Raw genomic sequence first — 25,214 nt, forward strand, 5'->3', positions numbered from 1 at the left:
CGAGCAGGGCTTGGGTTTATGCGTTGAAAGTTTGTCTGGCAAAATGGACGGCCTTCCGCCGTTTTAAGGCTGCACAGATTTTTCCAGCGTGTGGTGAATGACGTCCACCTTGCTGCCCAGCCATTCCTCCGCAATCAGCCGGAAACGCTCTGTCTCGCCGCTTGTGACAAACAGATGCTGTACTTGTTCCAGCTTCTTGCCAGCTTCTGTGGAGACGATTTGCAGCGACAGCTCACGGGCGGTTTCCTCCGCTGAGTTGATCAGCCGGACGCCATCTCCCATGACTTCCTGGATCACGGGCGCAAGCAACGGATAATGCGTACAGCCGAGAATCAACGTATCCAGATTCTCGCCCTGCAACGACGCCAGTGATTCTTTGACGACTTGGCGTGCCTCTTCCGAGCTTGCCTGATGACTTTCCACCAATGGCACAAACGCAGGACAAGCCTTTCCCACCACGTATAAATCCGGCTCCGCCCGCAGCAGAGCGCGCTCATACGCCTTCGTGCGAATCGTCGTCTCCGTACCGATCACTCCGACCCGTCCATTTTTCGTCACTGAAACGGCAGCACGCGCTCCCGGCTCAATCACCCCGATTACCGGCAGCGGCAAATAAGAGATCGCTTCTTCCAAAACGACAGCAGTTGCTGTATTGCAAGCAATCACCAGCGCTTTAAGCGGTGTGGTCATTACATAATCAATCATTTGAAAACTGTATGTCCGAATCTCTTCCGGGGACTTGGAGCCGTACGGGCACCGCGCGTTGTCTCCTACGTATATGATCCTTTCTTCGGGCAGTTGACGCATGATCTCTTTGGCTACAGTCAACCCTCCCACTCCTGAATCAATGACAGCAATCGCTCCATCTCTACTCATGCAAATGTGTCTCCCCTGTTGAAATGAATATAGTACAGCATACCACTCAAACATTTGTGCTACTACCATATGCTGAGTTTAATTTTCTTGTACTCCGCGAATGTCGCACCTTCTCTGGGCTGCGTTCATAATCTGTGGGAGAGATGCGCCCATGTGAGGAGGAATGTTTGTGGAGGAGCAAGCCAAGCAACTGCTGGATTGGAGTCAGTGGGGCCGTCAGTGGATCGACCATCTGCGAAAACAAAAACCAATAAACCGCGAGCTGGAACGGCATCTGCACAAATTCGAAGAGTCTTTTACGAAAATAGGAAGACAGGCTTCGCGCCTGGATAAGTTGGCTGCCGAGGAGACATTGCCGACGTTAATTGCGCGGGCCGAACAAGTTCAGGAGCAATTCCACCACTTTTTGCGACTGGCGCAACTGACCGAAGAGGAGCAGCAAGACGAGGCAATCACCATTCAGGAAGATTTCCCCGAAACTCAGTTGGTCCACACAGCAACTCTCGCAGAGGTCGATCCTGTCGGCGCCCCCACGCCCGTGTCGTATCCAACAGCCCGGGAACCTGTTCGCGCAACCCGCCCTGTCGCTGCCGGACGCCACACTCTGCCCCCGCTGCCATACGCGCACAACGCTCTTGAGCCATACATTGACGAACATACGATGCGCATTCACCACGAAAAGCTGCATCAAAAATATGTCGACGACCTGAACACGGCGGAGAAAAAACTGGTCGAAGCCCGGCAAAGCGGCAACTACGATCTGGTTCGCCACTGGGAACGCGAGCTTGCCTTCAATGGGGCTGGCCATTATTTGCATACCATTTTCTGGCCGTCCATGAGTCCAGAGGGCGGTGGTGCTCCTACGGGAGAGCTGGCCGAAGCGATCCAGCGGTATTTCGGGTCTTTTGGCGCATTCCAGCAGCAATTTTCCCAGGCCGCTGTCAAAGTGGAAGGCCCTGGCTGGGCGATCCTCGTCTGGTCTCCCCGGGCGCACCACCTGGAAATACTGACGGCGGAAAAACACCAAAATCTCGCCCAATGGGATGCGATTCCGCTCCTCGCTCTGGACGTCTGGGAACACGCGTACTTCCTGTCTTATCAAAACCAGCGCGACAAATACGTGGAAAACTGGTGGAACATCGTCCATTGGCCCTATGTCCAGGAGCGTTTTCAGCAAGCGCGCAAGCTGCGCTGGGAGCCGTTTTGAGCCATTTTCCCCGCAAAAAAACCCCCTGTTCTCCCAAGACGTCGGGATGAAAGGGGGTATAAGGCTTCTGGGTCCTGTTTCCTGTTCGTTACGGATTGTAAATGACGAACTCGATCTTTTTCACCTTGACCGGATTTGTGAGCGGCTTGGCGTTTTCATCGGTTTTTTGGGCGGCAATCTTGTCTACGACTTCCATCCCCTCAAACACTTGACCAAAAACGGTATGGCGGTTGTCCAGGTACGCCCGCCCACCAATTTCCTTGTACTTGGCTTCTGCATTCAGCGGGAGCGCGGACAGATCGAGGTACTCCTGATCTACATTCGGACTTTGGACGATATAAAAATGCGTGCTGTTCGTGTTCGGTCCTGCGTTGCCCATGGACAGCGCCCCGCGGAAGTTGAACAAGTCGTGGTTGAACTCATCTGCAAAATCTTTGCCGTAAATGCTCGGCAGCTCCTTGCCATCCGGGCCAGTAAGCTCTCCCGCCTGAATCATGAAGTCGTTGATGACGCGGTGGAAAATCATGTTGTTGTAGACGCCTTTTTTGGCGAGCCCCTTGAAGTTCTCGACCGCTTTCGGAGCTTTGTCCGGGAACAGCCTCAGCTTGATCACTCCCGCATCGGTAGTCATGACGACGATTTCTTCCCCTTTGCGCGGCTTTTCAAGCTGAAACAGCTTCACGTTGGAGACGTCGATGCCTGTATCCTGCCACACCGTGCCCCACGCCTGCCAGACGGCCCCGTCTTTGTTGCCGCGTTTGACGAGGCCGATCAAATCTGTTTTTTCGATTGCCTTATTGTCCGCTGTGTACCCGATATATTTAAATTTCACAATGGAACGATAGCTGTTGTAAGCGTCCTCTTTTTCCACGGTGTACAGCTTTTGCGGCACCGCTTCCACCACTTCAATCTTCTGGAACTGGGCCAACGTTTTTACATACTCCTGCATCGCATAGTAATTCAGGGAGTCTTTTGCCAACAGCTTGTCCAGCTCGGCCGGATTGGTGCGATGCTTCACCAAAGCCTGGGCGAAATCCGCCACTTCCTGCTTGTCTCCACCATGCGGGCGAAATTGGTGTGTCTGGACTTCTGTTCGATAATTATGAGTGGTGCTCGCAGCTGCTTGTTGGACAGCAACCGGACTGAACAGCGGGATAGCCATACTTGCGACTACCAGGAAGGAAACAAGCTTTTTCAATAGATTCGCCCCCTAAATGTGCTTTTGAAAATATTTCCATGAAGGTAGTATAGCGTAAAGCTTGTCTGGAAGGTAGTTGTTTTTGGAATATTTCTACTTTTCATCCGCCACTCTTGCTCTCGCCGGGAGCAAGTTTTTCTGGCTGAAAGCATTTGACTGCTCCTTTTGAAAGGTTCATATTTTTATTCGGACAAGTGAAAGATTGCCAAGCCCTTATTCGTCTTTACAGGGACAAGGAGGTGAAACCCTTTTGAATCAAGATACTGGCTCGCGAATCGAGCAATGGTTTCATTTATACAGCCAGGATGTCTATCGGTTTCTCGTCTATTACACCGGGCGAAAAGATATCGACGATCTGGTTCAAGAGACCTTTATTCGTGCCCTGAGAGCTGCACAGCAAACAGAGATCGAGAATCCAAAAACGTGGCTGTTTGCCATTGCGCGAAACGTAGCCATTGATGAAAAGCGCCGAGCCAAGCTGATCAACTGGCTGCCGGATGTGTTTTTGCAGCATCTCGTTTCGCGCGATAAAACACCCGAGGAGTCGCTGGAGTTAAGCGAAAACAAGCGCATGCTGTACGAGCTGATCAATCAGTTGAAGCGTTCGTATCGGGACGTTTTGATCCTGCGCGGAATCAAGGGGTTATCGAGCAAGGAGACGGCGGAGGTTTTGGGCTGGACGGAAGCCAAGGTCAATCTCACGTTGCACAGAGCGATGAAGGCGATTCAAAACAAAATGCATGTTTCGATTGCGGAGGTGATGCACGATGCCATCACAAGATGAGCAGATCATCCTGGAGGAATTGAACCAATTCCCGCAGCAAAGCCTTTCCCGGGAACGCAGCCAGGCGATCTTGGAAGGCGTACGAAAAGAAGGAGGCAGACTGCAAAAAGTGAACAAACGAAAAGCGTATTACGGCTGGATGGCCAAAGGACTGATCACCTGCGGCTTGTTGCTCGGCTTTTTCTGGCTGAAACCATTTGCTGTTCCGGCAGAAACAACGAGTCAGGCAGCTTTGACTCCTGAGGAGCAGACGTATTTTGCCGCTGCCCAAAAAGCCGTACAAGCAGCGAGCGGCATTCAGAAAACCTTTCCTTTTGACGAGATCGAAAAAGACGCGGAATACACGATTGTCCGGGCAAAAGATTACCAAGCCATCGTAACGTTCAAGCCTGGCACGACAGAAGTTCGCAGTGTTGCCGCTGAATTTGCCACAAACGAACTGATCCCGCCCTATCAAAAATATGTAGAAACGGCGCAGAACGCCTTCAAGGAGGCTTCCCAGCAGGTTGCCTTCCAGAAAAGCTGGTTTTTTAAAGGCATGGGCGAACACTATTTTTCCTTCGAGCTTGCGGGCAATCAGCACGTCCAAGTCGATTTTGCCACAAACAAAGTCGCTGGTTTCGCATTGAATTACAACCCAAAAGACGTGGATCAAAAGGCAATCTCCATCGCACAAACAGCCTTGACGCGCCTCTCCCACGAAAAACAGTTTGCCTTTACCGAAGCCAAAAAAAGGAAAGAGACGGGCGAAGCTACTTGGCAGCTCGACAACAAACAAGCGAACTATGCGGTGACAGTCGGAGCAACGACAGGTCAAGTGTACAAGGTGGACTATGTAACAGATATGTACAAAATCAAAGCACTGGATGAAGTCATTCCTGTTACCAAGCCGCTCATTCAAGACATTTTTGGCATGGACATCAGCGGATATACAGCGCACGGCGGCAAAGATTGGGGCGGCTACGTGCTGAGAAGCCCAGGGAAACCAAGCTTTTCCATCCACCTTTACAATTTGGACGTCGGCAATATTTACAGCATCCGCATGGAAAAATAAAAGGAAAAGCTGCCGACTTGACTCAGGTCATGGTCAGCAGCTTTTTCGCATTTTACTTGCACGTATTTTTTCTGTTCGGATTTAAAATGAGCGCCTCATCGCCCAGTTCAAACAATTTGTCCAACAAGGCATCCATGCCGTGCTCCAGCTTGTAGTCCATCTCTTCTTTATACAGTGGAAGCAAGAAGTAGGCGTGAATCTGCGTTCCGTCCTTGGCAGAAATGACGCTGAGTTCCTCAGAGAGCTGGAACATAATGACACCATTCAGTCCAGTCCCATCCGCATACGGCTCATATTCCGCATAATTCGGAATCGTATGTCCGTAACCGAGCCACGTATTGTACTGGTGCGGAAAACGCGCCATCTGCTTCATCAGCCGGATCGGCCAGTACAGATTTTCATCCTTCAGCGACTCTTCCGTCAGCTCCCAGGAGGCTGGCAAAAATATCATCACTTCCGCCCGATCGATCACTTCCTCCATCTGCTCCTGCACTTCATCCGGAATCGTCATCGGCAAATCGCTCATCCCGTTTGTGTACAGCACCCAGAATGGCTCTTCTTCTGTCGGGCTCATGACGTTGACATCAATATGGATGGTATCGGAAATGATCTCATGGAAAACGCTGCTCTCTCTCCCGGCAAAAACCGTTTGGAAGTGGTTCACGACATCGTCTACATATTTCATCGGAGCCGGCGGTTCAAAGCCAGCTTGCTGGTTGTAGGTATAAATCGCAGTGCCGTCCTTTGCTTTTTCGTCGGTTTCCACGCCGCCAAACAATTTCTTGAAAAAGTTCATGGTGGTGCCTCGCTTTCTTGGACTTTGGATTTTTTATCCTTTTATTACATCGGTTGTTTTAGGTGGGGGATAGAGGTTAAAATTTGAATCGCTCTCATTTATGACATGCTCTTAGCCTATTTTTACTGATGTTTTCTCTTGTATATGAATTTCAAACTTTTCATTTGGAATAGGAAAGCTCTCGGTTGTATGCAGGATGTATATATTTGCGTCGTTTGTTGGCTCAAGCTTAATAAAGCGGGGCACTTCACCCCAAGATATTCCTTGAATCTTGGTTAACGGTAGGTCTACAGCGATTCTAAGTTCCTCCCGTGTATTCGCATTTTTTAAATACAAACGAGCTGAGCCATTTTGCTGAAACAAATTAATAAGTTCTAAACAGTACATATAGCGCTGATCTGAGGTTTGCTGGATGGAATCCGTCTCTAGTTTCTCTGTTAACCATCCGCTCGTCTCTACGTTTTTATACAAATGTGGAGTCAGTACAAGCATGGCAGTCATGATCATGAAAACCCCAATGACCTCCCACCACCTAGATGGACTCCACTTTTTCAATAATAGAAAACTAGAAACGACTATCAATAAAATGGAGGGTATACCTAGATACACAAGTATTACTGTGGAAATTAAGTCTATACCCCGTTGAAAATTTGCAGTCGAACCCAGTACAAACCAGATAACACCTGATAAATTAACGAGTATAGTGATGACCCACATTACTTTCAACCACAGTCGCACTGGGTGTTCCCCCTCTTGCTAATTAATCAGGTTTCGCGGGAAGATGGATTCATAAATGAGATTCCCTTTGAAGAGTACGTTGATTCATTATTCCAAGCTATCTCGATGTCACCGCCAACTCTTCTAAAAAATACATCCGGCAAAAAAAGCCTGCTCTATTTGAAAACCATGAGTGCTTAAACTCCCCTTCTTGCTTTGCATCAAACCACGCATCACATCCACATCATCGTCTGATTCAAACAACAGACAATGTTTCAACAGTTCAAGTGAATGTTGTCCTTTAACAGGAAGGGGGAAAGGTTCGTCTCTCAAAATATACTTTACATTTTCGCTGAGCCATTCAACCATGTATATCAAATTCCATTCAAAGGCAGTCACGCGATCCCCCTCTTTTAAATCGACAAACATCTATACCGTGAACAAATAACTTAAGCTGCCCCATGTTTCACCAGTCAAACTGGCTTCATTAAAAGGATTGACCCCGAACTCATACTGCATTGCAAATATGTTTTTATCTCCAAAACTCCTCATAATGAAGCACCTCCGTAGCCACCCGTTTACTTCAAAATCATAATTTTAGACATTAACCTGATTCATGCCCAAATAGGCAGTAACTCCATTCCCACTATATCTCCTCCAGCGACTTTTAAAATGTGACGGACAAAATCCATCCTTCGCAAAGGATCTGCATTGTTGTTGCATACCCGTCTCCAGCTTTTATCTTTTTCTTGCTTTCCATTCTTGTTTGATGATTTTTTTGAACTTTGGTAATAAAGTTCTAAGTTTCTCATTATCGTACCACTCTATATCTTCCCAGAATGCATGAAATCCCTTTAATTGCTCAAGCGTTACCAGTAAATCTGCTTCTGACAATTTTTTAATTTCACATCGCGAATTAAGAATATCGTCCAAAATCTCAAAACACACCACTTGCTTGCCATCTATCAGCATCCCATCGCACAATTCTTTTAATAACGATATTTCTTCAATTTCCTCTTCCAAGAAATATTGCCCGAGTGATTCCATTCCCCCCTCACCTTCCTATTTGTTAGATTGATAACTTGACTCATTTTTTCCTGGAACAGTAAAAGATGACTTCTGATACAGATAAAGAAGGCATCTTTTTAACACTATTACTTGAGCACATTTACACAGAATTTTTTGATACCCTCTAAGATTCCCTTTGATAGCATGCTTGTTCCTTCCTTATTCCTCTTCAATCCATTTACTGAACCCGCAAAAGTTAAGCATTTCAATTACTGTTGGCACTTCTTCACAGGTAACAATGTTAGCAGCAACTTTATAAATATCATTTAGAACAATACTCTCTGCTTTACCCGATACTTTTGAAATAACTTCTGCTAAATTCCGATCTGAAAGGTGTTCGTATAGTACTTTCAGCAAAGAAAAGTAGTGCCTTTCATCAATGCCATTTGGAAAAGCTTTGTCTAGCAATATATATGTACTTTTCAGAGACGATGCGTGTTTCTCGCTCACCGTTATTCTCCTTTGGATCGGCTACATTTGACTTTTGACCTGGCTTTGCTCATCGTTATCCAGCGAGAAGGTCAGGACGTCGTTTTTTTACAGCTTGTGGGTCAGATTCTCAAAAAACAGACGGAAAGATGTTACCCTTTGTCCAGCAAAGAATAGAATCCTTTTTGAAAACCTATTTTATGAAACTAATGAATTGATCAATTGTCCTAAAATAACTATTTTTCGCTTTTCCTATCAGATTTACATATTCTTCGTTTTCTGAACTCCACTTATAAAAATTTGTAGAATCAACTGAGTATTTATCATTTAAATACGCCGGCATAGCCATTAAAGCTAAACTTGTGAAGTTTATAAAAGTTTGATAATCCATTTTTGTATCACCATTCAAGAAAGCCTCAACCCAAGAACCAACCCAGTTTTTGGCATTTTGCAACAATTCGATCCATTCTTCTCTTTTGGTGGTACCTTTCTCTAATAATTGTCTAACAACTTCAAGATTTAGATGGTATTTTTCGGTTGCATTCATCGCTGTTTCAATAAGTGCTTCTTCAAACATGTTCAATTGTTCATTGTCCATGTGGTAAAAAAGAAAAGGAATATACTCATGATTATCATTACAATCAAACTTTGCAGTAAAGTAAGTTGCAAGTGGATTTAGTAGCTTTTCATTCTTAGCAGTTAGAAAAACTACAATTTTATCGACGCAAGGATCATGAGCGTTGAAGTGATATTTTAGAGCATCAAACATTCCTAAATAATCGCTCAGATTTTCCTCATCAAAAGTAACTAATTTACGCAATGTAGTTTTCTCAGTATACATATGAAACACCTTGATCTTTTTTAGTTTAAATGCTCTTTTCATCATAATCACCAGCTAATTCAGCAGTCATTGTATCAGCAAGTTTGTTAGCTTGAGCAGCACTGGTGGGGATCCCATAATTTTCTGATGCTGGGCAACTTGTCACTGCCAACGAAAAATTCATAGATACCCGCAGCAGTTACGCCTATTCCTGCCGCTGCTAAGTACACACCATAACTAATCGCTACTCCTTCTACAATACATGCATCCCATGTTCACGCTCCCTTACTCAATTGATACCGAAAAGCTTTTGGTTAATACCGCGAACTAACCAGAGTTCTAGGTTTATTTTGTGTTTCAGTCATTAAAAAGATCAATATAGTATCCTTTCGACTCCCATGAAGTCCCTTGTTCGTCATACATAGACGCTATATTTAAATTTGGTAATCCATATTTCTTTTTTAATGATTGTAGGACATCATGGATACAGCTACCTTCATAAACATAATCCGTGTAACTGTAACTATCCGGTAAATAAACGGGATTGCCTAAGTATTTCGATAACTCCAAACAAATTTTCCTGAGTGCTTTTTGTATAGAGTCGTCTTCCAAAAAAGCCAACCACCCAATTAAGCAACTGAATTCACAAAGGCATTTCCCTATAATTAATTTATACCTATTATCAAACATTAGTGTGACAAATAAGCCCGGAGTTAGTTCAGCGTTTGAATGAAAGTGCCCATTTGTATAACCCCATTTCCACTTAAGATGGTTTATCGCATTTATATTTCCCCCAGTAAGAGAAACGAGTAATTTTTTTAAATGTACCGAATCATCCAATTCTTTTTTAAAAAAAACAATATCTTCATAATCTTTGAATTTATGTCCGAATACGGCAGTAAAATCACTCCCCATTATACTCCTCACTCCTCATATAACTGCTTGTGCTCCTTGTCTTAAACCACTACTCATTTGCCCAGGTGCGGTATTGCGATTTAACTCAGCTCCAAAGAGTATCTTTAATTCAGTAAGCACTCCATCAACAAAAAAATCAGACGTTCTTGTACTGTTTTAACCGAGATTATTTTTAGTATTCAATGTAGTAACATCTTGTCCCATCATCATTAGGTATGTGCGGCTTTACTCTCTTTCTTATCGTTTTCAATCATCACATCGTTCCATCTGTCTTCTAACGAATTTGCTAGACACATATCTTTGCTATAACGTAGTAAAAAACCCGCCCATGAAAAATCTAATCCTCTCGACTTATGACCATCTAGGTCAACAAACTTCAACGGATTATCCACTTGTCCTTTAATGCGCATCCTCCGACACAAACCTTCCCATCTTCGGATCATAGTACCGCGCCCGCAGGTAGTAAAAACCGCTCTCCTTGTCATGTATCTCCCCTTGATCTTCACCACCTCGCCATGGCCGTTGTAATAGTAGGTACCTTTCTGGTTCTTCTTGTAGTCTTTGCTCCAGATCAGTTGTTGCCGAAGACGCGTTGCGGGCTTTGACCTGGCCGTCTTGGGTTAGTTCCTCAATCACTTGCCCGTTCCGGTGGTGTCGGTTACCGTTCCGGTCTGCTGTTTAGTAGCACCCAATCCGCTTGTAGGTCGTGGTTCCTTTGTCATCCTTGTATTCAGTCAGGCGGTTGAGCAAATCATTCAGTTTGTACGAGCTCGTCGATTCTGCTGGCACATTGACAGACTTGGCGGTTCCATGGGGCCTAAGCCATATTGAGCTGTGTTGTTCTGGACCGTTTCTTTCTGCTTGTCGTAAGTAGCTTCCCCGCGGAATGCTGCCGAACAAATCGTAGCCGTTGGTTGCTTTCATCCATTGTTGTGACTCATCCCGGTGGCCCCGATAAAGAGCTAATCGTTTTCTACATCGCTTCGATTGGCTAGGATAGAGGCCATTCATGGTTAGCTATCTGAAACATTTCCGTTTTAAACGAGTATTACGTTCTCATCTGGACGTCAAGGACTATATAAAAGAATCCAGAATTAACGCTTTTATATTGTTATAATCCTTCTCCTCTCCCCAATATTCACTAATTTTTTGATCCAAAAACCAAATTTCAATGCGCCTGTTTCTATCACTTACATATTCTAATATTGCGGCATCAAGATCTAATGTCACCTTAATATTTTCAAATAGCTCTATCTCAGCATTAATCATGTGTTTCACAACATAAAAGTAATAAATTTTTTGAAAAACAATGTTACTATCTGAAAATTCTTTTATGTTCTCGTCATTTATTTTCTTAATAAATGTGAACTTCTCATGTATTGTTAAAGACTTATCATTTAGAATGCTCTCGATGCTATTAAATGAATCGATTAATTTGAGCTTAGGTTGTTCATAAAGCATCTGTTCATTTCGCCCTTTTGTCTAGTGAATCGATTGCTTTTACTACTAGTAGAGCCCCCATTGCCTTGTATTCCTTCTTGTTCTTCATCATATTTATGCATCGTAATCAATTTCAAAGTATCATTATCTATAGCAGGAAGGTCTAAATATTCATAATTACTTATCTGATTGTGCAACTTTAGATGTTCTGATACACGATAGTAAATCGGTTTCAAGGTCTCTTCCTCACCCAGTTTCATTGAATCTATTGATAATATGACAGTCTTTCCTAAAAACAAATCTTTAATTTCCTTATCCGTATACTTTGTCACTTTACCAAGAGCAAATATACGCTCACTCTTCCATTCACCCAATATGTTTTTAATGGAATCTGGTAGTATCGCCTCATGGTTTGAATTAGTAACCCTAGTATGGAGCTCTTCTGAATTTACACTGGAAGTAGGTTCATTATTATAATTTGGGGTAAAGATGTTGTTTTGTTCTTCGCAAGCTGTGCAGATAACTAGGGCTACAAGGAGTATGATAACAGATGTAATCACTCTCATTTATTTTAGTCCTTCCTCTAAAAATCACTTAGTGACTTCCCTGATCGTTGATATCGAAGCGAGCGATCCAGTGCCTTGCCAGAAACTTTTTCGTCCCAAACGATCTGTTTAGAAATTCGATATGCGGCAGTAGCTGCCTTGCGTAGTATCTAGGTTAATCACAGTCTTTTTTACCCATTCGTACAGGTACACACTATAGCTTTTTGGCACCGAATTTTGTTCAAATAAGTGCGATAAGCAACTGATGATGCTACCCCTAAACATTGTGACACTCTGTGCTGAGCCACATTCTATTTCTCAATGGTATGCTCATACAATGGGAAACAAAAAAGATGACCTCTATAATTAAGTAAGAAGCCATCTCTTTAAACAATATAAACTGAGCATAATTTACACGAAATTACTGAAATACCTTCGTGAACTACTTATGAGTAGATGTACAAATCAAAGTCAAATTCTGCTTTTATTTCATGCGCAAATGCTATTATATCACTATCTAAATATATAGCAGGTGTTTGATTTTCCTCAATTTTAATAACGATACAAAATTTGATTTCGAGGTTGTTCTCTACCTGCAACTCTTTAAGATCATTTTTTTTGGGCCTTATTTTTTCAATAACATCTCTAAGTTGAATATTAACATCAAGAGACTCTTGATATCCCGTATTAATTGACCAGCAAGTCTCCTTTCTCACAGCTTTTCTATGCTTTGCTTGCTCGCCTTTATAATAGATTTCATTTGGTTTAATTTCCAATCTCTCTGCAATAAAGTCTGGGTTAAACTGGTCTCCAGTTAGAGTAAACTCTACCATTACGCTAGTCTTATTCATTCTTCCCCTCCCTAATTATCAATAAATTCCTCAGTAGGTATACCATTGCCTAACCCTCTCTTTTCAAAAAAATACTTTGACCAGTTTAAGTGTTGCTAATCCAAAAATCTTCTAAAGTCTTTATTGTCCAAGACTTAGTAGTCTGCGAGTGCTTCCAGTGCAGGCTTGTAGTTCTCAATACTCGTAACGGTATTAATGGCTTTTTCATAACTGGCAGGATCAGTAAAAGTGCCCCATCCTTCCTTAAACGTTATATTTCCCGTAGGGTCAATGAACATAATTGGATTATTCTCCGCATACGTATACCGATTCAAACTAAGCGAATTATCCACTTGCCCTTTATACGTATCCTCCATGATAAAGCGGAAGATGGAAAGAGAAACGTGACAACAGTTCTGCTGCAACCATCTTTACGGTGAAAAGAGGCCCACATTTGCTTTCTGCCTGGCTAAGCAGTTCTTCCAGCAGCTTTAAGCGCTCTTTGATTTGCGCTTGCTCTGCTGTAAAATCTCGTAACAGCGCCACATAATGCTGATCTGTAATTCGCCCCAATGCATTGCTTGCGCTGAATCGTTTGCAGTTCGCTCTCCCGCTTGGTCAGCTTGTCCCGTTCCTTGAGAGCTGCCCCCCATTCTTTCTCTTGTTGCTTCTGGCTTACGTCGACCAGCATCTCCACAAAAGAGCTTTTCCTCGGCTGTCCGCGCATGGCGCTGAATGTCCGCCAATAGCATTTCATAAATATCTACATAGCTGATGTAATGGAAGATACAATATTACGAGTAGGCGTCCTTCATGGCAGCTAAAAATGCTTTGAATTGTTCGACATACGACGAAGGCTCCATGATCCTCACGTCCGTACCAAAACCGGCTAAAAAGCGAAAACCGTCCTCGTTTTGAGGAATGCTGATCGAGGCAATCAGGTATTCCGGATCAGAGGCATCCATGCATTTTCGTCCATAGCGCTCAATGAATTGTTCCTTCACGCGGGGAGAGATCCGTGCTTTAATCGCAACAAGCGGGCTTTGATAATCAAGTTCCGTTATGTGGTCCTCGCTATCGTCTCTAGGCACAAATCGGGCCTCTTCCATCCTGAACCGGTCTGTCCTGGACAGCTTGAAGGTTCGAAAAGTCTGGCGCTCCAAACAGAACCCTCTGAGATACCAGCTTCTTTCACTAAAATGAAGGCGATGCGGTTCCACCCTTCGGTGCGTGGCAATCCCCTTGCGATCCAGATAGTCGAAGGCAACCAGCCTGTTTTGTACAATGGCTTGCTGGCATTCGTTCAAGATGGGGAGGAGATCCGAGCGTCCTTCCCAATCGTAAAAGGAGAGTTGAATCATGCTATTGCGAGATGCGGTGCCGACCATGGACGCGATCTTTTGAATAGTGGCTTCCACTTCTTTGCTCACCATCAACTGCCCCAGCCCGTTCAGCGCCGTCAACACATTTTCCAGATCCGTTTGATTCAAAAGACGCTTGTCCAATTTGTACGTATTCATTATCGCATAGCCGCCATGAACCCCGTGAACCGCATAGATCGGAATGTTGGAAAGTCCCAGCGTTTCCATGTCGCGCAGAATGGTTCTTTTGCTGACGCCAAACAGGCTGGCGAAGGCTCCCGCCGACATGACCTCTTTTTGCAACAAAATCATCACAATCGAAATCAGCCGCTCCACTTTGTTCATTTAAAGCCTCCCGTTTGCCTTGCGCTCAACAATGAAATTTCTTTTTAACGCAATACGAATAAGCGACACATAAGATGTCACCTATTATAGCTTAATATGTAGCTAGAACAAGGAGGAGGTATTCATTTTATGGCGGCAGTTGTGTATATGAATTTCGATGGGGTTGCAGAGCAAGCCATTGCGTTTTATGCAGAGGCTTTGAGCGCAAGTGAAGTGAAAGCAGTGAAGTTCAAGGATATTCCTCAAGACCCGAACTACCCGTTGCCGGAAAATGAGTTGAACATGATTATGGAGTCGTCTATAGCCTTCGAAGGTGGAAAAATCATGATGTCGGATGTCCTGCCTTCGATGAAGAAGGTAACGGGGGAAGTCGTTCAAGGCAATAACATGCTGATTACGCTCGTCATGAACGACAAATCAAAACTGCAGGAATACTTCACCGCTTTGTCCGTTGGCGGCCATGTGATCATACCGTTAGGCAATATGCCTTGGTCATCGTGTTTCGGGATGCTGGTTGACAAATTCGGGGTAGCCTGGAAGTTCAACAGCGACGCGGATATTTTCCTGGACAGGGTAATTGCAGACAAGCGGTAAAATCATTCAAAAAAATGGTCTTGCTACCGAAGAGAAGACCATTTTTTATTTTCCCGCTAAGAACGGGAATCGTTTGTTTGTTCACCTTCTCCATCAATTTACAATAAATTTTTAGTTTTATATTGCTTCCCCAGAGGAATTACATCCCCTAGGTTCGTTACTCTTGTACAATGCAGCAATCATGTCTGGATTTACGAAGTCTTTTAATCCCCACCACATATACTCTAGCTTGTTGCCATTCATGACTTTGTTTACGCCGAACCGTGCACAGATCTCATAATACTGCTCTTTTCCGAGTTGACCATCACGTTCTAGCAGTTGTTTTCCCATCCAGATCATCCCGCTACGTTGAATCGTTTTCACTCGTAAATTGTCCAAACCAAAGTATTCTTCTAATGCATGTAATCTCTCATAAATCAGATGAGGACTGACTTGTTTCCTATGAACATTTCTTGTCTTGGCTGGCCTGATTACATAGCCTGTTTCAATTAATTCACTTGTTTCTTTGAGATGATCTCAATGGTGACGCCTGCAAGGCGCATTTCAATTGCTTTCATTTTAATTTCTATGGGATAACTAACTCTAGTTGCCAACACAAAAACACCTCCAAGGTTGTCCCCCTACTTACGACATGGGCGTGTTCTCTTGAAGGTGTTTTGATTTGTCTCACGTTACGGGGTCAGTCCCAGTAGTTGGTTACTCGTTTGGGGTGTTACGCTTTTTGCGTAGATTAGTCTCTATTCCCCTTGTACGTATATTTCTCTGGATTTCTTACATAGTCGCTAGTTAATACACAATTATTTGTTTCAAATGACACTGTCACTTTTCCAGTTGCGTTAATACCTAATTGAGAATAACCTCTTGGCCAGTCTAATACTCCCCCTAGATGATATTGATACTCTTCAAAACCTAGAGGCTTCCCCCAGCTTTTTGTTAACGTTAAATATTTCTCATTTTTGATTTTAATGAAATCATCTTCATTTGTTTGGTATAACGAAACCTCTAATAGACCCGATGTCACTCCTTCAAAGCTGATAGTCGCAATTCCTGATACATAGTAATCTTTTGTCTGTTGTGTTTCTATAAATGAAAGACCCCATACTTCGATTGCTATTGATTCGGGTAATTCTCTATGACCGTGGAAAAATAATGTCGCTTCTGTAAAATCTACTTGATCAAATAGCTTACCAGTAACATCAAGGACGTTTCTAATTTTACTCACCCATTTCTTAGTCAAAATGTAATTTATACAGTGTAATCTGTTTTAATGTATCTGATTTGATTGGTTGACCATTAGTTTGAAAACTAGTTCATAAACCTTCAACTGGTTTACCTTTATATAACAATCCAAAACCCGCACTACTAAGTTCTTGCTCTGATGCGTTAAATACATTCTTAAAATACTTGTTATTATAGGTACCCACAATAGTAAATGTGCCCCCTTCTTTTAAGATTCTGAATGCATCAGATGTTAACGGGTTATATTCAAAAGGGCTAACAACGGATTATTATGTACATACGTATACCGATTCAAACTCAGTGGATTATCCACTTGCCCCTTAACCGTATCCTCCGAAATAAACCTTCCCATCTTCGGATCATAGTACCTCGCCCGCAGGTAGTAAAACCCGCTCTCCTTGTCGTACATCTCCCCCGCATACGCAAACGGGTTGGGCATCGTTTCCTTTCCTTGACCTTGTCCGCGAGCAGGTTGCCCCAGATGTCGTACTCATACGTATTCAGGACGTTGCCGCTTGACCCCTTGATCTTCACGACATCGCCGTGGCTGTTGTAGTAGTAGGTGCCTTCCTGGTTCGTCGTGTAGTCTTTGCGCCAGATCAGTTGGTTGCCGAAGACGTTGCGGGCCTTGACGCGATCATCCTGGTTTAGTTCCTCAATCACTGGTCCGTTCAGGTACACGTAGTAGGTAGTGTCGGTTACCGTTCCGGTCTGCTGTTTGGTAGCACGCAATCCGCTGGGTAGTACGTATAGGTCGGCGTGCCTTTGTTGTCCTTGTATTCGGTCAGGCGGTTAAACAAGTCGTGCTACTGCTCGGCTTGGGTTTCCAGGTTCTTTTCTGATAGCTTCCAGGACAGCGCATGATACGTGTACACGGCGGAGGTCGTGCCGTTTTCGACAACGGTGACGAGGTTGCCGAGTCCGTCGTAGCCGTATTCGTTGACGTTGTTCTCCGGGTCGCGCAGGTAGACGAGTTGGCCGTTGGCATCGTAGCGCAAGGTCCAGCGTTGGGAGGTGCTGCCGTCGGTTACTTCTTTGTCTGTCACTTTTCCGAAACGGTCTGTCTGGATATTCGTGACACGGCGCTTTCCGTCTTGTTGCGCGGTTTCCTCGGTGCTCTCTACCTGGCCGTACAGGTCGCGGTAGGTCGTGACGATGTAGCCGTTTGGTGCCACCGTTTGTTCGGTCAGGCGCGGCAAGTAGCTGCTGCCGTCGCGGTAGGCGTTGTTGCGATGGGAGCGGGTGGTTCCGAGAGCGTTCGTCGTTTGGTAGACAAAGCCGTCCCAGTCGTAGGCATAGGTGGTGCTCTGCGCCTGGTTCCCGTATGGGATCGTGCGGCTGATCTGCATGCCGTCCGGGGTAAACTCGCTTTCTACCAGCGGGCAATTTCACTGACTGTCCCGCCATAAAAGAAATCCCTGATATTTTTAATCAGGGAATATGGTATTAAACTTATTGTGAAATTGTAGAAAGATAACCTTTGAAAACCTCATTAAAATCCGAATTTGCTTGTATCTGTAGATGTTCGGATATCACCGTTTCGCCACTTGAATATTCGAGTATCTCAACATAAGCGGCATTAGTTTCCCATAGTGTAATCAAACCAATGAATTTTTCAGGAGAATAGTGATGTACAGTGATACTAGGATTATCAGAAATGATTGAGTCTACAATATTTATTTCTTCCGTCTCAACTCCCTTAGCTTGTAACCACCCCTTTATCTCTCTAGTCCAAATTTGAAAATTATCAAGCATTATTTTTCACCTACTATTCTTATGTTAGTGGCAGATGGCATCTGAGGTATTTGTTGACCTTTTTTAGCTGCCAGTCTACCTTCAAGTGAATTTGGCCCAACACTCTTGGCCCAACACTCATTTGTTTGCTTTAGCGACGACGTGGGAACATCAAATTCGACATATATTGATCCCGGCTTTGCTTGCTTCCCAAAGGCATTAGCATCCGCAGGATTAGCAACATGGGTCGTCCCGGTATAACTTTCAGGTACTTTACCTGTTTTGACCATGGTATCGTATTCTTCTCTGGACATCCATCGACCTACTCGAGTAGTCGCAACATTTCCTGTCCCCTTAATAGTATTGGTAATTGTATTTTTAGTGCCTAACTTAACTCCGGGAGCTTTTACTGAATAGCCTGCACCTCCACCATCCATGGGAACGCCATTTTCCATTGCCCAGTCCCATGTAACCTGAGCTGCTATGCTATTTTTAATTTTGTTTGTACCTCTCAGTGCATCTTGCATGCCGGCTTGATCTTTTTCGAACCACTCACGATAATACTGCCAATCAATTTCCTTTGTTCCATGTATTCTCCGGACTCCCTCATTATCAAAATAATAATAGGTTCCAGAATTTCCTTCACCAACTCCTACATTGATATGTCCACTTGGATCAATGTACTTTATTGGATTATTACTCACATACGTATACCGATTCAAACTCAGCGGATTCTCCACTTGCCCCTTATACGTATCCTCCATGATAAAGCACTCAATGGATAAAGGTTAGGTGGCAACATTTCCGCTACCACCCTGCTACTACGCCGCCTGTTCTGTAAGGACTGGCATTTTATATTCCGTCTTGTTCTTCATCATGCTGTATATGACATTGACCAATTTACGCATGACGCAAATAATCGCTTGCCACTTGGTTTTCCCTTCTGCCAGCTTTTTTTCGTAGTATGCATGGTAAACAGGATGATTGGGTTTCTTTGCCCTTGATACACCCAGTTGACGAATGGCAAGGTTATAGAAGATATCATACAGGCTACGGTTGCCTAACTTGCTCTTTTGCTTGTTCCCTGAACTATGCTGAACGGGTGCAATTCCAGCGAAATTAGCTAACTTGTCAGCACTGGAAAAACGTGAAACATCGCCAATCTCCGCAATTAATTCCGCCGCAGTGACCGTACTAATTCCGTGCATGGTCTCTAATTTGTAATCCAATAATGCAAGATGCTTCGCCAACTCTGTATCAATTTGCTCAAGCTGATGGTCTCTGGCGATCAAGTCCCGAACCACATTTTTAACAAGAAAATCATTGACTCCTTGATAGTCTTTCGATGTGTCTCCATCTTGCTGTACGAGAGATAGAATGTCCTCTGCCTTCTTGGTAGACATGTAGCGATTGCTCTTCTTGTATAAGAAGTTAGCCAATTCACCCACATTCACCCCGCTCAAACAACTTGGAGAAGGATACTTCAGCCAGAAAGCTAATGCTGTTTTCCCATCTACTTGTGAGAAGAATTTCTTGTAACTTGGATAGTGATAACCTAGCAATTGATGAAGCTGTAACTTGATTCCTGTTACAACACTCACAATGTTCTCTCTTCTTGTGACAAGCTGTGAGATTGCATAATAAAGGTCATGTGGATTCGCAGTCGGCAGTGTATCCAAGTTGGAAATCAGAATGCGAGCCACAGACTCTGCATCCCACGCATCTGTTTTCTTGTTGTTCGGACTGCTTCTGCGCATGGATACCGTAAGGGCAGGATTAACTGCTTTTACTTCATATTTATTTTCAATTAGAAACATAGCCAATCCTCTTCCGTAGCCCCCCACATCTTCTAAGCCAAACATAGGGGTCAAGCCTTCCTTCTTGGCTAGTTTTTCTACTTGGTGCAGAAACTTAGGAAACGCTGACGGCTTGTTTTCGAATTGGATTTCGTCTCTCTTTTCATGGAAACAGGTCATCATCACCGCTGTATGATGACGTTTATGTAAGTCTATGCCGATGTACAGGTACTTCAGTTTATGATGCAAAAAGACTTCACCCCTATCTTTGATGAGTAATGATGTAGAGAAAAGAATGCCAGCACCCTCCGAACAAGCATTATTCAAGGATGAACACGCACGGATACGTTAGCTCGTACATTCTTTTCATGTCATTATCGTTCTATCATTACGGTTATAATTTCGTGCTAGACAATGCCTTCGCTAAACGGATTTGCAGCAAATATTCTCGTTGATCCACTTCCACCTGAAAAATGACTTTGATGATTTCCTCTAGCGTAGCGACGTTAAATACAGCGTTTTCCTGTTGAACATAGTCAAAAATTAATTGCGTACCTATTTCACACGTCTGAATCTTTTCAAGAGAGCGTATCTCTTCCTGTTGATAGTGAGTGAATTGCGCTTCCACGTTCGTTCCTCCCGCTACATAATGGCTTCGTGAAGTCCATTTGCTTCAATCTGACCATAGCGGTAGGCACCCTTGTAGAATGCTTCACGATCAATGATTCGTTTGACCTGTACCTTGGTATTGGTAAAGGATTTATCGTGTGTCGTAGTATACCCCTCTGTATTCAGTTGGACAGCCAATTGGGAGAGTGACCAAGTGGGATGCGTTTCACGTAAGGAAAACAATCTCCGCACAATCTCCGCCTGTCTCTCATCTATCTGAATGGCTTTTTGTCCTTTCGTTGCCGTATATCCGAAAGCAACGCCACCTCCTGCATATCCTCCTTGTTGCGCTTTCTTTTTTCTCCCCCTCCCTAGTTTGAGTGCGATTTCCAAACGTTGGTATTGATCGAGTAATTCCATCATGCCATTGATCAGAAAATCATTCGGGTCATGGGCGTAAATACTATAGTTGGGCTGTTCAATTGCTTTTACGTCTACGCTGTGCCGTTTTAATTCTCTTTGAATGAGGACTTTCACCATGTCGGCTCTCCACAATCGGGAAGTGTTGAGAACGATAATATGGCTTACTTTTTGATAAGTAAAACTGGATAACAGTTCTTGTAAACCTTCCCGTTCAATGGTCAATCCATCCTCATCCACTTTTGCTCCACTTATCCCCTCATCCTTGTAGATGTTCAGTAATTCTAGATTATTATCCTGACAATAACACTGAATCTCCTCTACTTGGTAGGCTAGACTATACCCATCTTTAACTTGTCCTTTTGTCGATACTCTGACATATCCCACTACTTTTTCCATACTATTCCCCTTCCCGTTACAGGAATTTGAATCATTGCAACGCCTAGTAGATACAAAATAATTATATATCGCTTAGCAGATACAATCAACGACCTTTTCCTCGTGCTAAAATTGCACGTATAATGGATAAAGAATGTTCACGGGAAAGAAGGACTCAAAATGCCTATAATTGTAAAGTTAAAAGAAATTCTTGATCAGAGAAATATGTCTCAACGAGAATTGGCAAGACTCACTGGTCTTAGACCGAATACAATCAGCCATCTCTGTTCCAGCCAAGTAGATAGGGTTCACCTTAGTACATTTGAAACGATCTGTAAGACATTAGATATTGAGTTGCATGAATTGCTGGTGTTGGAGGGGGAGTAATTTTCCACCTCAAAACTTAATCGCCTAAAATCCAACCTACCTACGGGACTAGATGTGTAATGCCCCTATTCCATGTCCATTCACTATATAGAGATGTAAAATACCCCCGAATGGCAGCAGGTTGTATCGATACGGTATCGTAGGGAGACACATATTCTTTGTAAGGACTGCTCTATTTGCTTATTTTTCTTTATTAGTAGGCTCTGTCCATTTAAAATTTATCCAAAGTTCTATAATTTTTATCGTTATCGTGTTAACAACAATACGGTATGAGTGGATGTCTTCATCCCTGAACTGAATCAATAATCTCTAACCTTTTTAACCCTTCCTTTTTCGGGATGGTTATTTGCTTTGCCAAACTCCTACGATTAGGAAGAGTGGATGTTGTATAAATTGCTCTTATTCCACTTTCTTGGAACAAGTTTTTGATCATAGTGAAACCTAGATAGGTCTCAATCTTTGATATTTCCTCCTTGTTTTCCAAAAGCCATTCATAGTCAATCGTTTCCACATTTTCTGTGTATGGCAATCCCTCCAGTGTCTTTTGGGTTATGTAGGTAAAAAAGGAATGAGTGACGAGATGAATGGCTCTCTTCTCTTTGGTATATCTCTTCATGTCATTGTCGCTCGGTCTAATTTCTAATCGTAAAATTCCCTTGGACTGTTCAACGATCTCCTTCGGTTCCTTAGCTCGCTTACATTGCTTGTATTTATCATACAGAATGACTCTGCTACTCTTGTTATAAAATTCTACTGTTTCGTCATGATTAAAATTTCGTGTATCTTTATAGGGCATTTTCCCTTTGCTCAACTGACGAACATACTCCCCTGTTCGATTCCCAACATGGAAATTGCAGCATACATCTAAACGGGTAATTCTCCAATCTTCATAGGCAATATGGATACCGAATAATTGCTGTAATCGTTCTTGTACTCGTTGAAAGAAGATAGGAATATCTGATTCGTTGATTGCTTTGACATTATTTCCATAAAGCAGCTTAGGAATGGAAACTTGAATCGTTAGGGTTCTGCTCCCATCCTGATATTTCATATATGGAATGATCTCGTCTTGCATTTTATATGTGGTTATGACACCTGTTTTCTGATTACGGTATGAAAAAGATGCAAGGTTATATTCTCGTAATATTTCAGGTTGAATAAATACGGAACTTACTTTCATTTTGATGGAATCAAACAATTATATTCTCTCCTTTTTACTATAAATTTTAATATATTGAATATAATTTGGCATGTTATAACAAAAGATAGCAACTCATACGTTTGATCACCTCCCTTATCGATTTACAATAAATTTTTAGTTTTATCTTGTTTCCCCAGAGGAATTAAATCCTCTAGGTGCGTTACTCGTACAATGCAGCAATCATGTCTGGATTTATAAAGTCTTTTAATCCCCACCACATATACTCTAGCTTGTTGCCATTCGTTACTTTGCTTACGCCGAACCGTGCACAGATCTCATAATACTGCTCTTTTCTGAGTTGACCATCACGTTCTAGCAGTTGTTTTCCCATCCAGATCATCCCGCTACGTTGAATCGTTTTCACTCGTAAATTGTCCAAACCAAAGTATTCTTCTAATGCATGTAATCTCCCATAAATCAGATGAGGACTGACTTGTTCCATATGAACATTTCTTGTCTTGGCTGGCCTGATTACAAAGCCTGTTTCAATTAATTCACTTGTTTCTTTGAGATGATCTCGTCTCATCTCCCCATTACCTTTGAGATAATCCTTTTGCTTGATTGCACCATTTATTAATTTCAGACACTGTTCCGATATTGAAATTTCTCTTGTTTCTTCTATATCGTTGATCAATATCACGGTTCGTTTCTCAACATTGACTTGTTCACGTTTTAGATTGCGTAGTTCACTTACCTCTTTTCCACCCGCACCTTCAAATAACAGGGAGAGAATCACAGAATCCTGATCGTTATTACATTGGTCAATAATTGCATCGATTTCTTGCTTCGTAGTAAATTGTTGATGGGTGTTTCCTACCATGTTCTTAAACCATTCTTTTGAAACGGACTCCAGTGGATTGGTGTCCTCTCTAAGCCCCTCTGCCCTTGCCCAATTCAAGTAAGCAGATATCGTTCTCCCAGCCGTATTAAGAGAGTCTCCTGTAGAAGCATGGAAGCTGTGTAGGGCAGTTTCAATCTCATCTAGTGTAAAGTGGAGCAAATCCTTATCCTTTTCCACTTCGAACTTCATCGTCAGGTTGAAAACTCTTGAATAAGCTTTTTGGGTATTTTCTTTGTATCCTTGAAGAAAGGCTGTTTTTGTTTCGGGGTTAAACATGGTTACACACCTTTCTTTGAAACACGCATACTATAAATTTGCATTTTAAATCAAGAGTTATTTACATCTTTTATGAGTAAAAAAAGAAACCCTAGACGAGAGTTGTTGATTACTCGTTTAGGGCATTACCAACTTATACTTATTTACCTTCCTTTTTTATATTCAAGAATACTTTTAATGAACAAGAGAACAGCAAAACATCCAATTAGAATAAAGGCAATAGACGCATACATAGATTCTGGGTGAGTAAATATCGCTCCAGAAGAAATCCCTCTTCCCCCAATGTATACTTCTCCTGAAATTAGACCAACTATCCCTGAATAAATCATGTATAAGCCAAATAGGAAGCCAATTACTGTACGAAGATTCTCGGTAAAATAATTCAATAATATCTCACTCCTCTATAAGTAATGGAACTTTATACTTCTATCAGAGTGAGTATATTTGACTAAAATACACTCACTCAATTTAATAAAAACATTCTTCCAATACCAATTACCATTACTTATCTAAAATGCCCATCTTATCAAATATTTGTATTAAATCCGCGTGCATTTGGATCAGGTCATTCTTTGATAAGTTATGCTTTAGTGTCCCCTCATACTTATAAACTAGCTTCCCTGAATGAATTTGTGATTGAAGATACGCAGTAGCTATATAGTATTTTTCTGAAATAATCTCTTCTGATTTAGCGCTAATCAATTCTTTCATGAAAAGGTCTCCAACTAAATCGTCCATTTCGGTCTCATTAGCCCAAAGCTCAAATAAATTGCCTGTAGTAATTGCCATTCCTAAATAACCCGTAAAATTCTTAAGGAATGGTGAAACATACTTGCCCTTATCCCCAGTCAGGTCCAAGAGTGTAGCAAACTCATAACCTCTTATGAACTCTTCGCTTTCAGATAAGCTTAAGACTTTAATATCCCCTCTTGAATAATTTCTCATTTCTTCATGGAATTGTTTCGTACCTTCAGCTACTAATGAACCAAATGGAACATATCCAAATGCAGTTAAAGTTCCATCAAAAAATTCAATAGAAGATGAATAATAGTATCTACCATCCGTTTTATCATAAACATATTGTGGTTTTTGTCCACTTGGATCAATGAACCTCAACGGATTATTATGCACATACGTATATCGATTCAACGTCAACGGATTATCCACCTGCCCCTTATACGTATCCTCCGACACAAACCTTCCCATCTTCGGATCATAGTACCGCGCCCGCAAGTAGTAAAACCCGCTCTCCTTGTCGTACATCTCCCCCGCATACGTAAACGGGTTGGGCATCGCTTCCTTGACCTTGTCCGCGAGCAGGTTGCCCCAGATGTCGTACTCATACGTATTCAGG

31 protein-coding genes and 3 pseudogenes are annotated in these 25,214 nt (G+C 42.8%); 5 read left to right on the top strand and 29 right to left on the bottom strand.

The annotated features are described in order from the left end of the window. Nucleotides 1-63: 63 nt before the first annotated feature. A complete protein-coding gene (gene racE, locus EDM60_RS12500; RefSeq protein ID WP_063231179.1) occupies nucleotides 64-876 on the bottom strand; it encodes a glutamate racemase in 813 nt (270 codons plus the stop codon). A 169-nt stretch (nucleotides 877-1,045) separates the two neighbouring features. Between racE and EDM60_RS12505 the strand changes: the two genes are divergently transcribed. Continuing rightward, nucleotides 1,046-2,083 carry a superoxide dismutase gene (locus EDM60_RS12505; protein ID WP_122964271.1) on the top strand — a complete coding sequence of 346 codons (1,038 nt, stop codon included), beginning with the start codon at nucleotides 1,046-1,048 and terminating at the stop codon, nucleotides 2,081-2,083. A gap of 88 nt (nucleotides 2,084-2,171) precedes the next feature. Here the strand turns inward: EDM60_RS12505 and EDM60_RS12510 are convergent, their stop codons facing one another. Next, a complete protein-coding gene (locus tag EDM60_RS12510; RefSeq protein WP_122964272.1) occupies nucleotides 2,172-3,281 on the bottom strand; it encodes a peptidylprolyl isomerase in 1,110 nt (369 codons plus the stop codon). 250 nt (nucleotides 3,282-3,531) lie between these two features. Between EDM60_RS12510 and EDM60_RS12515 the strand changes: the two genes are divergently transcribed. Together EDM60_RS12515 and EDM60_RS12520 are read left to right on the top strand one after the other, a co-directional pair. Beyond that, nucleotides 3,532-4,065, top strand: a complete 534-nt coding sequence (locus EDM60_RS12515) for an RNA polymerase sigma factor (protein WP_122964273.1) — start codon at nucleotides 3,532-3,534, stop codon at nucleotides 4,063-4,065. After that, nucleotides 4,049-5,119 (top strand): hypothetical protein, encoded by a 1,071-nt coding sequence (locus EDM60_RS12520; protein WP_122964274.1) that lies wholly within the window; start codon nucleotides 4,049-4,051, stop codon nucleotides 5,117-5,119. Before EDM60_RS12515 ends, EDM60_RS12520 begins: the two co-directional genes overlap by 17 nt. Before the next feature lie 52 nt (nucleotides 5,120-5,171). Here the strand turns inward: EDM60_RS12520 and EDM60_RS12525 are convergent, their stop codons facing one another. The 15 genes and pseudogenes from EDM60_RS12525 to EDM60_RS12590 all read right to left on the bottom strand — a co-directional run bounded on the left by EDM60_RS12525 (nucleotide 5,172) and on the right by EDM60_RS12590 (nucleotide 14,385). Beyond that, entirely contained in the window at nucleotides 5,172-5,915 is a 744-nt protein-coding gene (locus EDM60_RS12525) for a suppressor of fused domain protein (protein WP_122964275.1), read from the bottom strand. A 111-nt stretch (nucleotides 5,916-6,026) separates the two neighbouring features. Next, nucleotides 6,027-6,653: a hypothetical protein gene (locus EDM60_RS12530; RefSeq protein ID WP_122964276.1), complete on the bottom strand. Its 627-nt coding sequence runs from the start codon at nucleotides 6,651-6,653 to the stop codon at nucleotides 6,027-6,029. 123 nt (nucleotides 6,654-6,776) lie between these two features. After that, entirely contained in the window at nucleotides 6,777-7,031 is a 255-nt protein-coding gene (locus tag EDM60_RS12535) for a hypothetical protein (protein ID WP_122964277.1), read from the bottom strand. Nucleotides 7,032-7,370: 339 nt separating this feature from the next. Continuing rightward, nucleotides 7,371-7,679 (bottom strand): hypothetical protein, encoded by a 309-nt coding sequence (locus EDM60_RS12540; protein WP_122964278.1) that lies wholly within the window; start codon nucleotides 7,677-7,679, stop codon nucleotides 7,371-7,373. 180 nt (nucleotides 7,680-7,859) lie between these two features. Continuing rightward, on the bottom strand, nucleotides 7,860-8,150 hold the full coding sequence (locus EDM60_RS12545; protein ID WP_167470287.1) for a DUF3349 domain-containing protein: 291 nt from the start codon (nucleotides 8,148-8,150) through the stop codon (nucleotides 7,860-7,862). A 172-nt stretch (nucleotides 8,151-8,322) separates the two neighbouring features. Next, nucleotides 8,323-9,012 carry a hypothetical protein gene (locus EDM60_RS12550; RefSeq protein ID WP_122964280.1) on the bottom strand — a complete coding sequence of 230 codons (690 nt, stop codon included), beginning with the start codon at nucleotides 9,010-9,012 and terminating at the stop codon, nucleotides 8,323-8,325. Nucleotides 9,013-9,306: 294 nt separating this feature from the next. Then, a complete protein-coding gene (locus tag EDM60_RS12555) occupies nucleotides 9,307-9,864 on the bottom strand; it encodes a hypothetical protein (protein ID WP_122964281.1) in 558 nt (185 codons plus the stop codon). Nucleotides 9,865-10,263: 399 nt separating this feature from the next. Further along, entirely contained in the window at nucleotides 10,264-10,500 is a 237-nt protein-coding gene (locus EDM60_RS29110) for an RHS repeat-associated core domain-containing protein (protein ID WP_233454071.1), read from the bottom strand. Between the two features lie 42 nt (nucleotides 10,501-10,542). Continuing rightward, nucleotides 10,543-10,788, bottom strand: a complete 246-nt coding sequence (locus EDM60_RS29115) for a hypothetical protein (RefSeq protein ID WP_233454070.1) — start codon at nucleotides 10,786-10,788, stop codon at nucleotides 10,543-10,545. Between the two features lie 150 nt (nucleotides 10,789-10,938). Continuing rightward, nucleotides 10,939-11,325 (bottom strand): hypothetical protein, encoded by a 387-nt coding sequence (locus EDM60_RS12565; protein WP_122964282.1) that lies wholly within the window; start codon nucleotides 11,323-11,325, stop codon nucleotides 10,939-10,941. Then, nucleotides 11,295-11,870, bottom strand: coding sequence for a hypothetical protein (locus EDM60_RS12570; protein WP_122964283.1), 576 nt, complete (start codon nucleotides 11,868-11,870; stop codon nucleotides 11,295-11,297). Before EDM60_RS12570 ends, EDM60_RS12565 begins: the two co-directional genes overlap by 31 nt. A 425-nt stretch (nucleotides 11,871-12,295) precedes the next feature. Continuing rightward, nucleotides 12,296-12,700 carry a DUF4279 domain-containing protein gene (locus EDM60_RS12575; protein ID WP_122964284.1) on the bottom strand — a complete coding sequence of 135 codons (405 nt, stop codon included), beginning with the start codon at nucleotides 12,698-12,700 and terminating at the stop codon, nucleotides 12,296-12,298. 254 nt (nucleotides 12,701-12,954) lie between these two features. Continuing rightward, nucleotides 12,955-13,065 (bottom strand): annotated as a pseudogene (locus EDM60_RS29580) (RHS repeat-associated core domain-containing protein); the annotation flags it as partial. Further along, nucleotides 13,040-13,252 (bottom strand): hypothetical protein, encoded by a 213-nt coding sequence (locus tag EDM60_RS28585; protein ID WP_167470279.1) that lies wholly within the window; start codon nucleotides 13,250-13,252, stop codon nucleotides 13,040-13,042. The pseudogene EDM60_RS29580 and the gene EDM60_RS28585, both read right to left, overlap by 26 nt. Nucleotides 13,253-13,473: 221 nt before the next feature. Continuing rightward, complete coding sequence (locus tag EDM60_RS12590; protein ID WP_122964287.1) at nucleotides 13,474-14,385, bottom strand: helix-turn-helix transcriptional regulator; 912 nt, start codon at nucleotides 14,383-14,385, stop codon at nucleotides 13,474-13,476. A 129-nt stretch (nucleotides 14,386-14,514) separates the two neighbouring features. Between EDM60_RS12590 and EDM60_RS12595 the strand changes: the two genes are divergently transcribed. Then, nucleotides 14,515-14,979, top strand: a complete 465-nt coding sequence (locus EDM60_RS12595; RefSeq protein WP_122964288.1) for a VOC family protein — start codon at nucleotides 14,515-14,517, stop codon at nucleotides 14,977-14,979. 117 nt (nucleotides 14,980-15,096) lie between these two features. On the opposite strand, the gene EDM60_RS29585 is transcribed toward EDM60_RS12595, so the two are convergent. From EDM60_RS29585 to EDM60_RS12630, 9 genes and pseudogenes are all read right to left on the bottom strand, one after another. Next, nucleotides 15,097-15,468, bottom strand: a complete 372-nt coding sequence (locus EDM60_RS29585) for a hypothetical protein (protein WP_371736957.1) — start codon at nucleotides 15,466-15,468, stop codon at nucleotides 15,097-15,099. Nucleotides 15,469-15,709: 241 nt separating this feature from the next. Then, entirely contained in the window at nucleotides 15,710-16,201 is a 492-nt protein-coding gene (locus EDM60_RS28385) for a hypothetical protein (protein ID WP_141254306.1), read from the bottom strand. Between the two features lie 276 nt (nucleotides 16,202-16,477). Next, nucleotides 16,478-17,522: pseudogene (locus EDM60_RS29660) on the bottom strand (RHS repeat-associated core domain-containing protein); the annotation flags it as partial. Between the two features lie 148 nt (nucleotides 17,523-17,670). Further along, complete coding sequence (locus EDM60_RS12610) at nucleotides 17,671-17,973, bottom strand: immunity protein TriTu family protein (RefSeq protein ID WP_122964290.1); 303 nt, start codon at nucleotides 17,971-17,973, stop codon at nucleotides 17,671-17,673. Beyond that, entirely contained in the window at nucleotides 17,973-18,479 is a 507-nt protein-coding gene (locus EDM60_RS12615) for a TreTu family toxin (protein WP_425266755.1), read from the bottom strand. Before EDM60_RS12615 ends, EDM60_RS12610 begins: the two co-directional genes overlap by 1 nt. A 132-nt stretch (nucleotides 18,480-18,611) precedes the next feature. Continuing rightward, nucleotides 18,612-18,722 (bottom strand): annotated as a pseudogene (locus EDM60_RS29590) (RHS repeat-associated core domain-containing protein); the annotation flags it as partial. 51 nt (nucleotides 18,723-18,773) lie between these two features. Further along, nucleotides 18,774-19,997, bottom strand: coding sequence for an IS110 family RNA-guided transposase (locus EDM60_RS12620; RefSeq protein ID WP_122964292.1), 1,224 nt, complete (start codon nucleotides 19,995-19,997; stop codon nucleotides 18,774-18,776). 145 nt (nucleotides 19,998-20,142) lie between these two features. Continuing rightward, complete coding sequence (locus tag EDM60_RS12625; RefSeq protein WP_122964293.1) at nucleotides 20,143-20,376, bottom strand: hypothetical protein; 234 nt, start codon at nucleotides 20,374-20,376, stop codon at nucleotides 20,143-20,145. A gap of 14 nt (nucleotides 20,377-20,390) precedes the next feature. After that, complete coding sequence (locus tag EDM60_RS12630; protein WP_122964294.1) at nucleotides 20,391-21,176, bottom strand: recombinase family protein; 786 nt, start codon at nucleotides 21,174-21,176, stop codon at nucleotides 20,391-20,393. Between the two features lie 159 nt (nucleotides 21,177-21,335). Between EDM60_RS12630 and EDM60_RS12635 the strand changes: the two genes are divergently transcribed. Then, nucleotides 21,336-21,542 carry a helix-turn-helix domain-containing protein gene (locus EDM60_RS12635; protein ID WP_047071214.1) on the top strand — a complete coding sequence of 69 codons (207 nt, stop codon included), beginning with the start codon at nucleotides 21,336-21,338 and terminating at the stop codon, nucleotides 21,540-21,542. A gap of 283 nt (nucleotides 21,543-21,825) precedes the next feature. Here EDM60_RS12635 and EDM60_RS12640 read toward each other — a convergent pair whose 3' ends face one another. The 3 genes from EDM60_RS12640 to EDM60_RS29130 form a co-directional block, all read right to left on the bottom strand. Then, nucleotides 21,826-22,740 carry a phage/plasmid replication domain-containing protein gene (locus tag EDM60_RS12640; protein ID WP_122964295.1) on the bottom strand — a complete coding sequence of 305 codons (915 nt, stop codon included), beginning with the start codon at nucleotides 22,738-22,740 and terminating at the stop codon, nucleotides 21,826-21,828. A 163-nt stretch (nucleotides 22,741-22,903) separates the two neighbouring features. Next, nucleotides 22,904-23,860: a phage lytic cycle repressor MrpR family protein gene (locus tag EDM60_RS12645; RefSeq protein WP_122964296.1), complete on the bottom strand. Its 957-nt coding sequence runs from the start codon at nucleotides 23,858-23,860 to the stop codon at nucleotides 22,904-22,906. Between the two features lie 501 nt (nucleotides 23,861-24,361). Then, nucleotides 24,362-25,214 (bottom strand): RHS repeat-associated core domain-containing protein (locus EDM60_RS29130; RefSeq protein WP_244226803.1); only part of this gene is annotated, 853 nt, incomplete at its 5' end.

The sequence above is a fragment of the Brevibacillus parabrevis genome (genome assembly GCF_003710905.1).
Lineage (GTDB): Bacteria > Bacillota > Bacilli > Brevibacillales > Brevibacillaceae > Brevibacillus > Brevibacillus parabrevis.

What these genes read in the sequence shown, in the direction of transcription:
- racE (WP_063231179.1), bottom strand. Translation starts at nt 876, where the DNA reads ATGAGTAGAGATGGAGCGATTGCTGTCATTGATTCAGGAGTGGGAGGG.
- EDM60_RS12520 (WP_122964274.1), top strand. Translation starts at nt 4,049, where the DNA reads ATGCCATCACAAGATGAGCAGATCATCCTGGAGGAATTGAACCAATTC.
- EDM60_RS12525 (WP_122964275.1), bottom strand. Translation starts at nt 5,915, where the DNA reads ATGAACTTTTTCAAGAAATTGTTTGGCGGCGTGGAAACCGACGAAAAA.
- EDM60_RS12540 (WP_122964278.1), bottom strand. Translation starts at nt 7,679, where the DNA reads ATGGAATCACTCGGGCAATATTTCTTGGAAGAGGAAATTGAAGAAATA.
- EDM60_RS12550 (WP_122964280.1), bottom strand. Translation starts at nt 9,012, where the DNA reads ATGAAAAGAGCATTTAAACTAAAAAAGATCAAGGTGTTTCATATGTAT.
- EDM60_RS12555 (WP_122964281.1), bottom strand. Translation starts at nt 9,864, where the DNA reads ATGGGGAGTGATTTTACTGCCGTATTCGGACATAAATTCAAAGATTAT.
- EDM60_RS29115 (WP_233454070.1), bottom strand. Translation starts at nt 10,788, where the DNA reads ATGAAAGCAACCAACGGCTACGATTTGTTCGGCAGCATTCCGCGGGGA.
- EDM60_RS12565 (WP_122964282.1), bottom strand. Translation starts at nt 11,325, where the DNA reads ATGCTTTATGAACAACCTAAGCTCAAATTAATCGATTCATTTAATAGC.
- EDM60_RS12570 (WP_122964283.1), bottom strand. Translation starts at nt 11,870, where the DNA reads ATGAGAGTGATTACATCTGTTATCATACTCCTTGTAGCCCTAGTTATC.
- EDM60_RS12575 (WP_122964284.1), bottom strand. Translation starts at nt 12,700, where the DNA reads ATGAATAAGACTAGCGTAATGGTAGAGTTTACTCTAACTGGAGACCAG.
- EDM60_RS12590 (WP_122964287.1), bottom strand. Translation starts at nt 14,385, where the DNA reads ATGAACAAAGTGGAGCGGCTGATTTCGATTGTGATGATTTTGTTGCAA.
- EDM60_RS12595 (WP_122964288.1), top strand. Translation starts at nt 14,515, where the DNA reads ATGGCGGCAGTTGTGTATATGAATTTCGATGGGGTTGCAGAGCAAGCC.
- EDM60_RS12610 (WP_122964290.1), bottom strand. Translation starts at nt 17,973, where the DNA reads ATGCTTGATAATTTTCAAATTTGGACTAGAGAGATAAAGGGGTGGTTA.
- EDM60_RS12615 (WP_425266755.1), bottom strand. Translation starts at nt 18,479, where the DNA reads ATGCAAGATGCACTGAGAGGTACAAACAAAATTAAAAATAGCATAGCA.
- EDM60_RS12630 (WP_122964294.1), bottom strand. Translation starts at nt 21,176, where the DNA reads ATGGAAAAAGTAGTGGGATATGTCAGAGTATCGACAAAAGGACAAGTT.
- EDM60_RS12635 (WP_047071214.1), top strand. Translation starts at nt 21,336, where the DNA reads ATGCCTATAATTGTAAAGTTAAAAGAAATTCTTGATCAGAGAAATATG.
- EDM60_RS12645 (WP_122964296.1), bottom strand. Translation starts at nt 23,860, where the DNA reads ATGTTTAACCCCGAAACAAAAACAGCCTTTCTTCAAGGATACAAAGAA.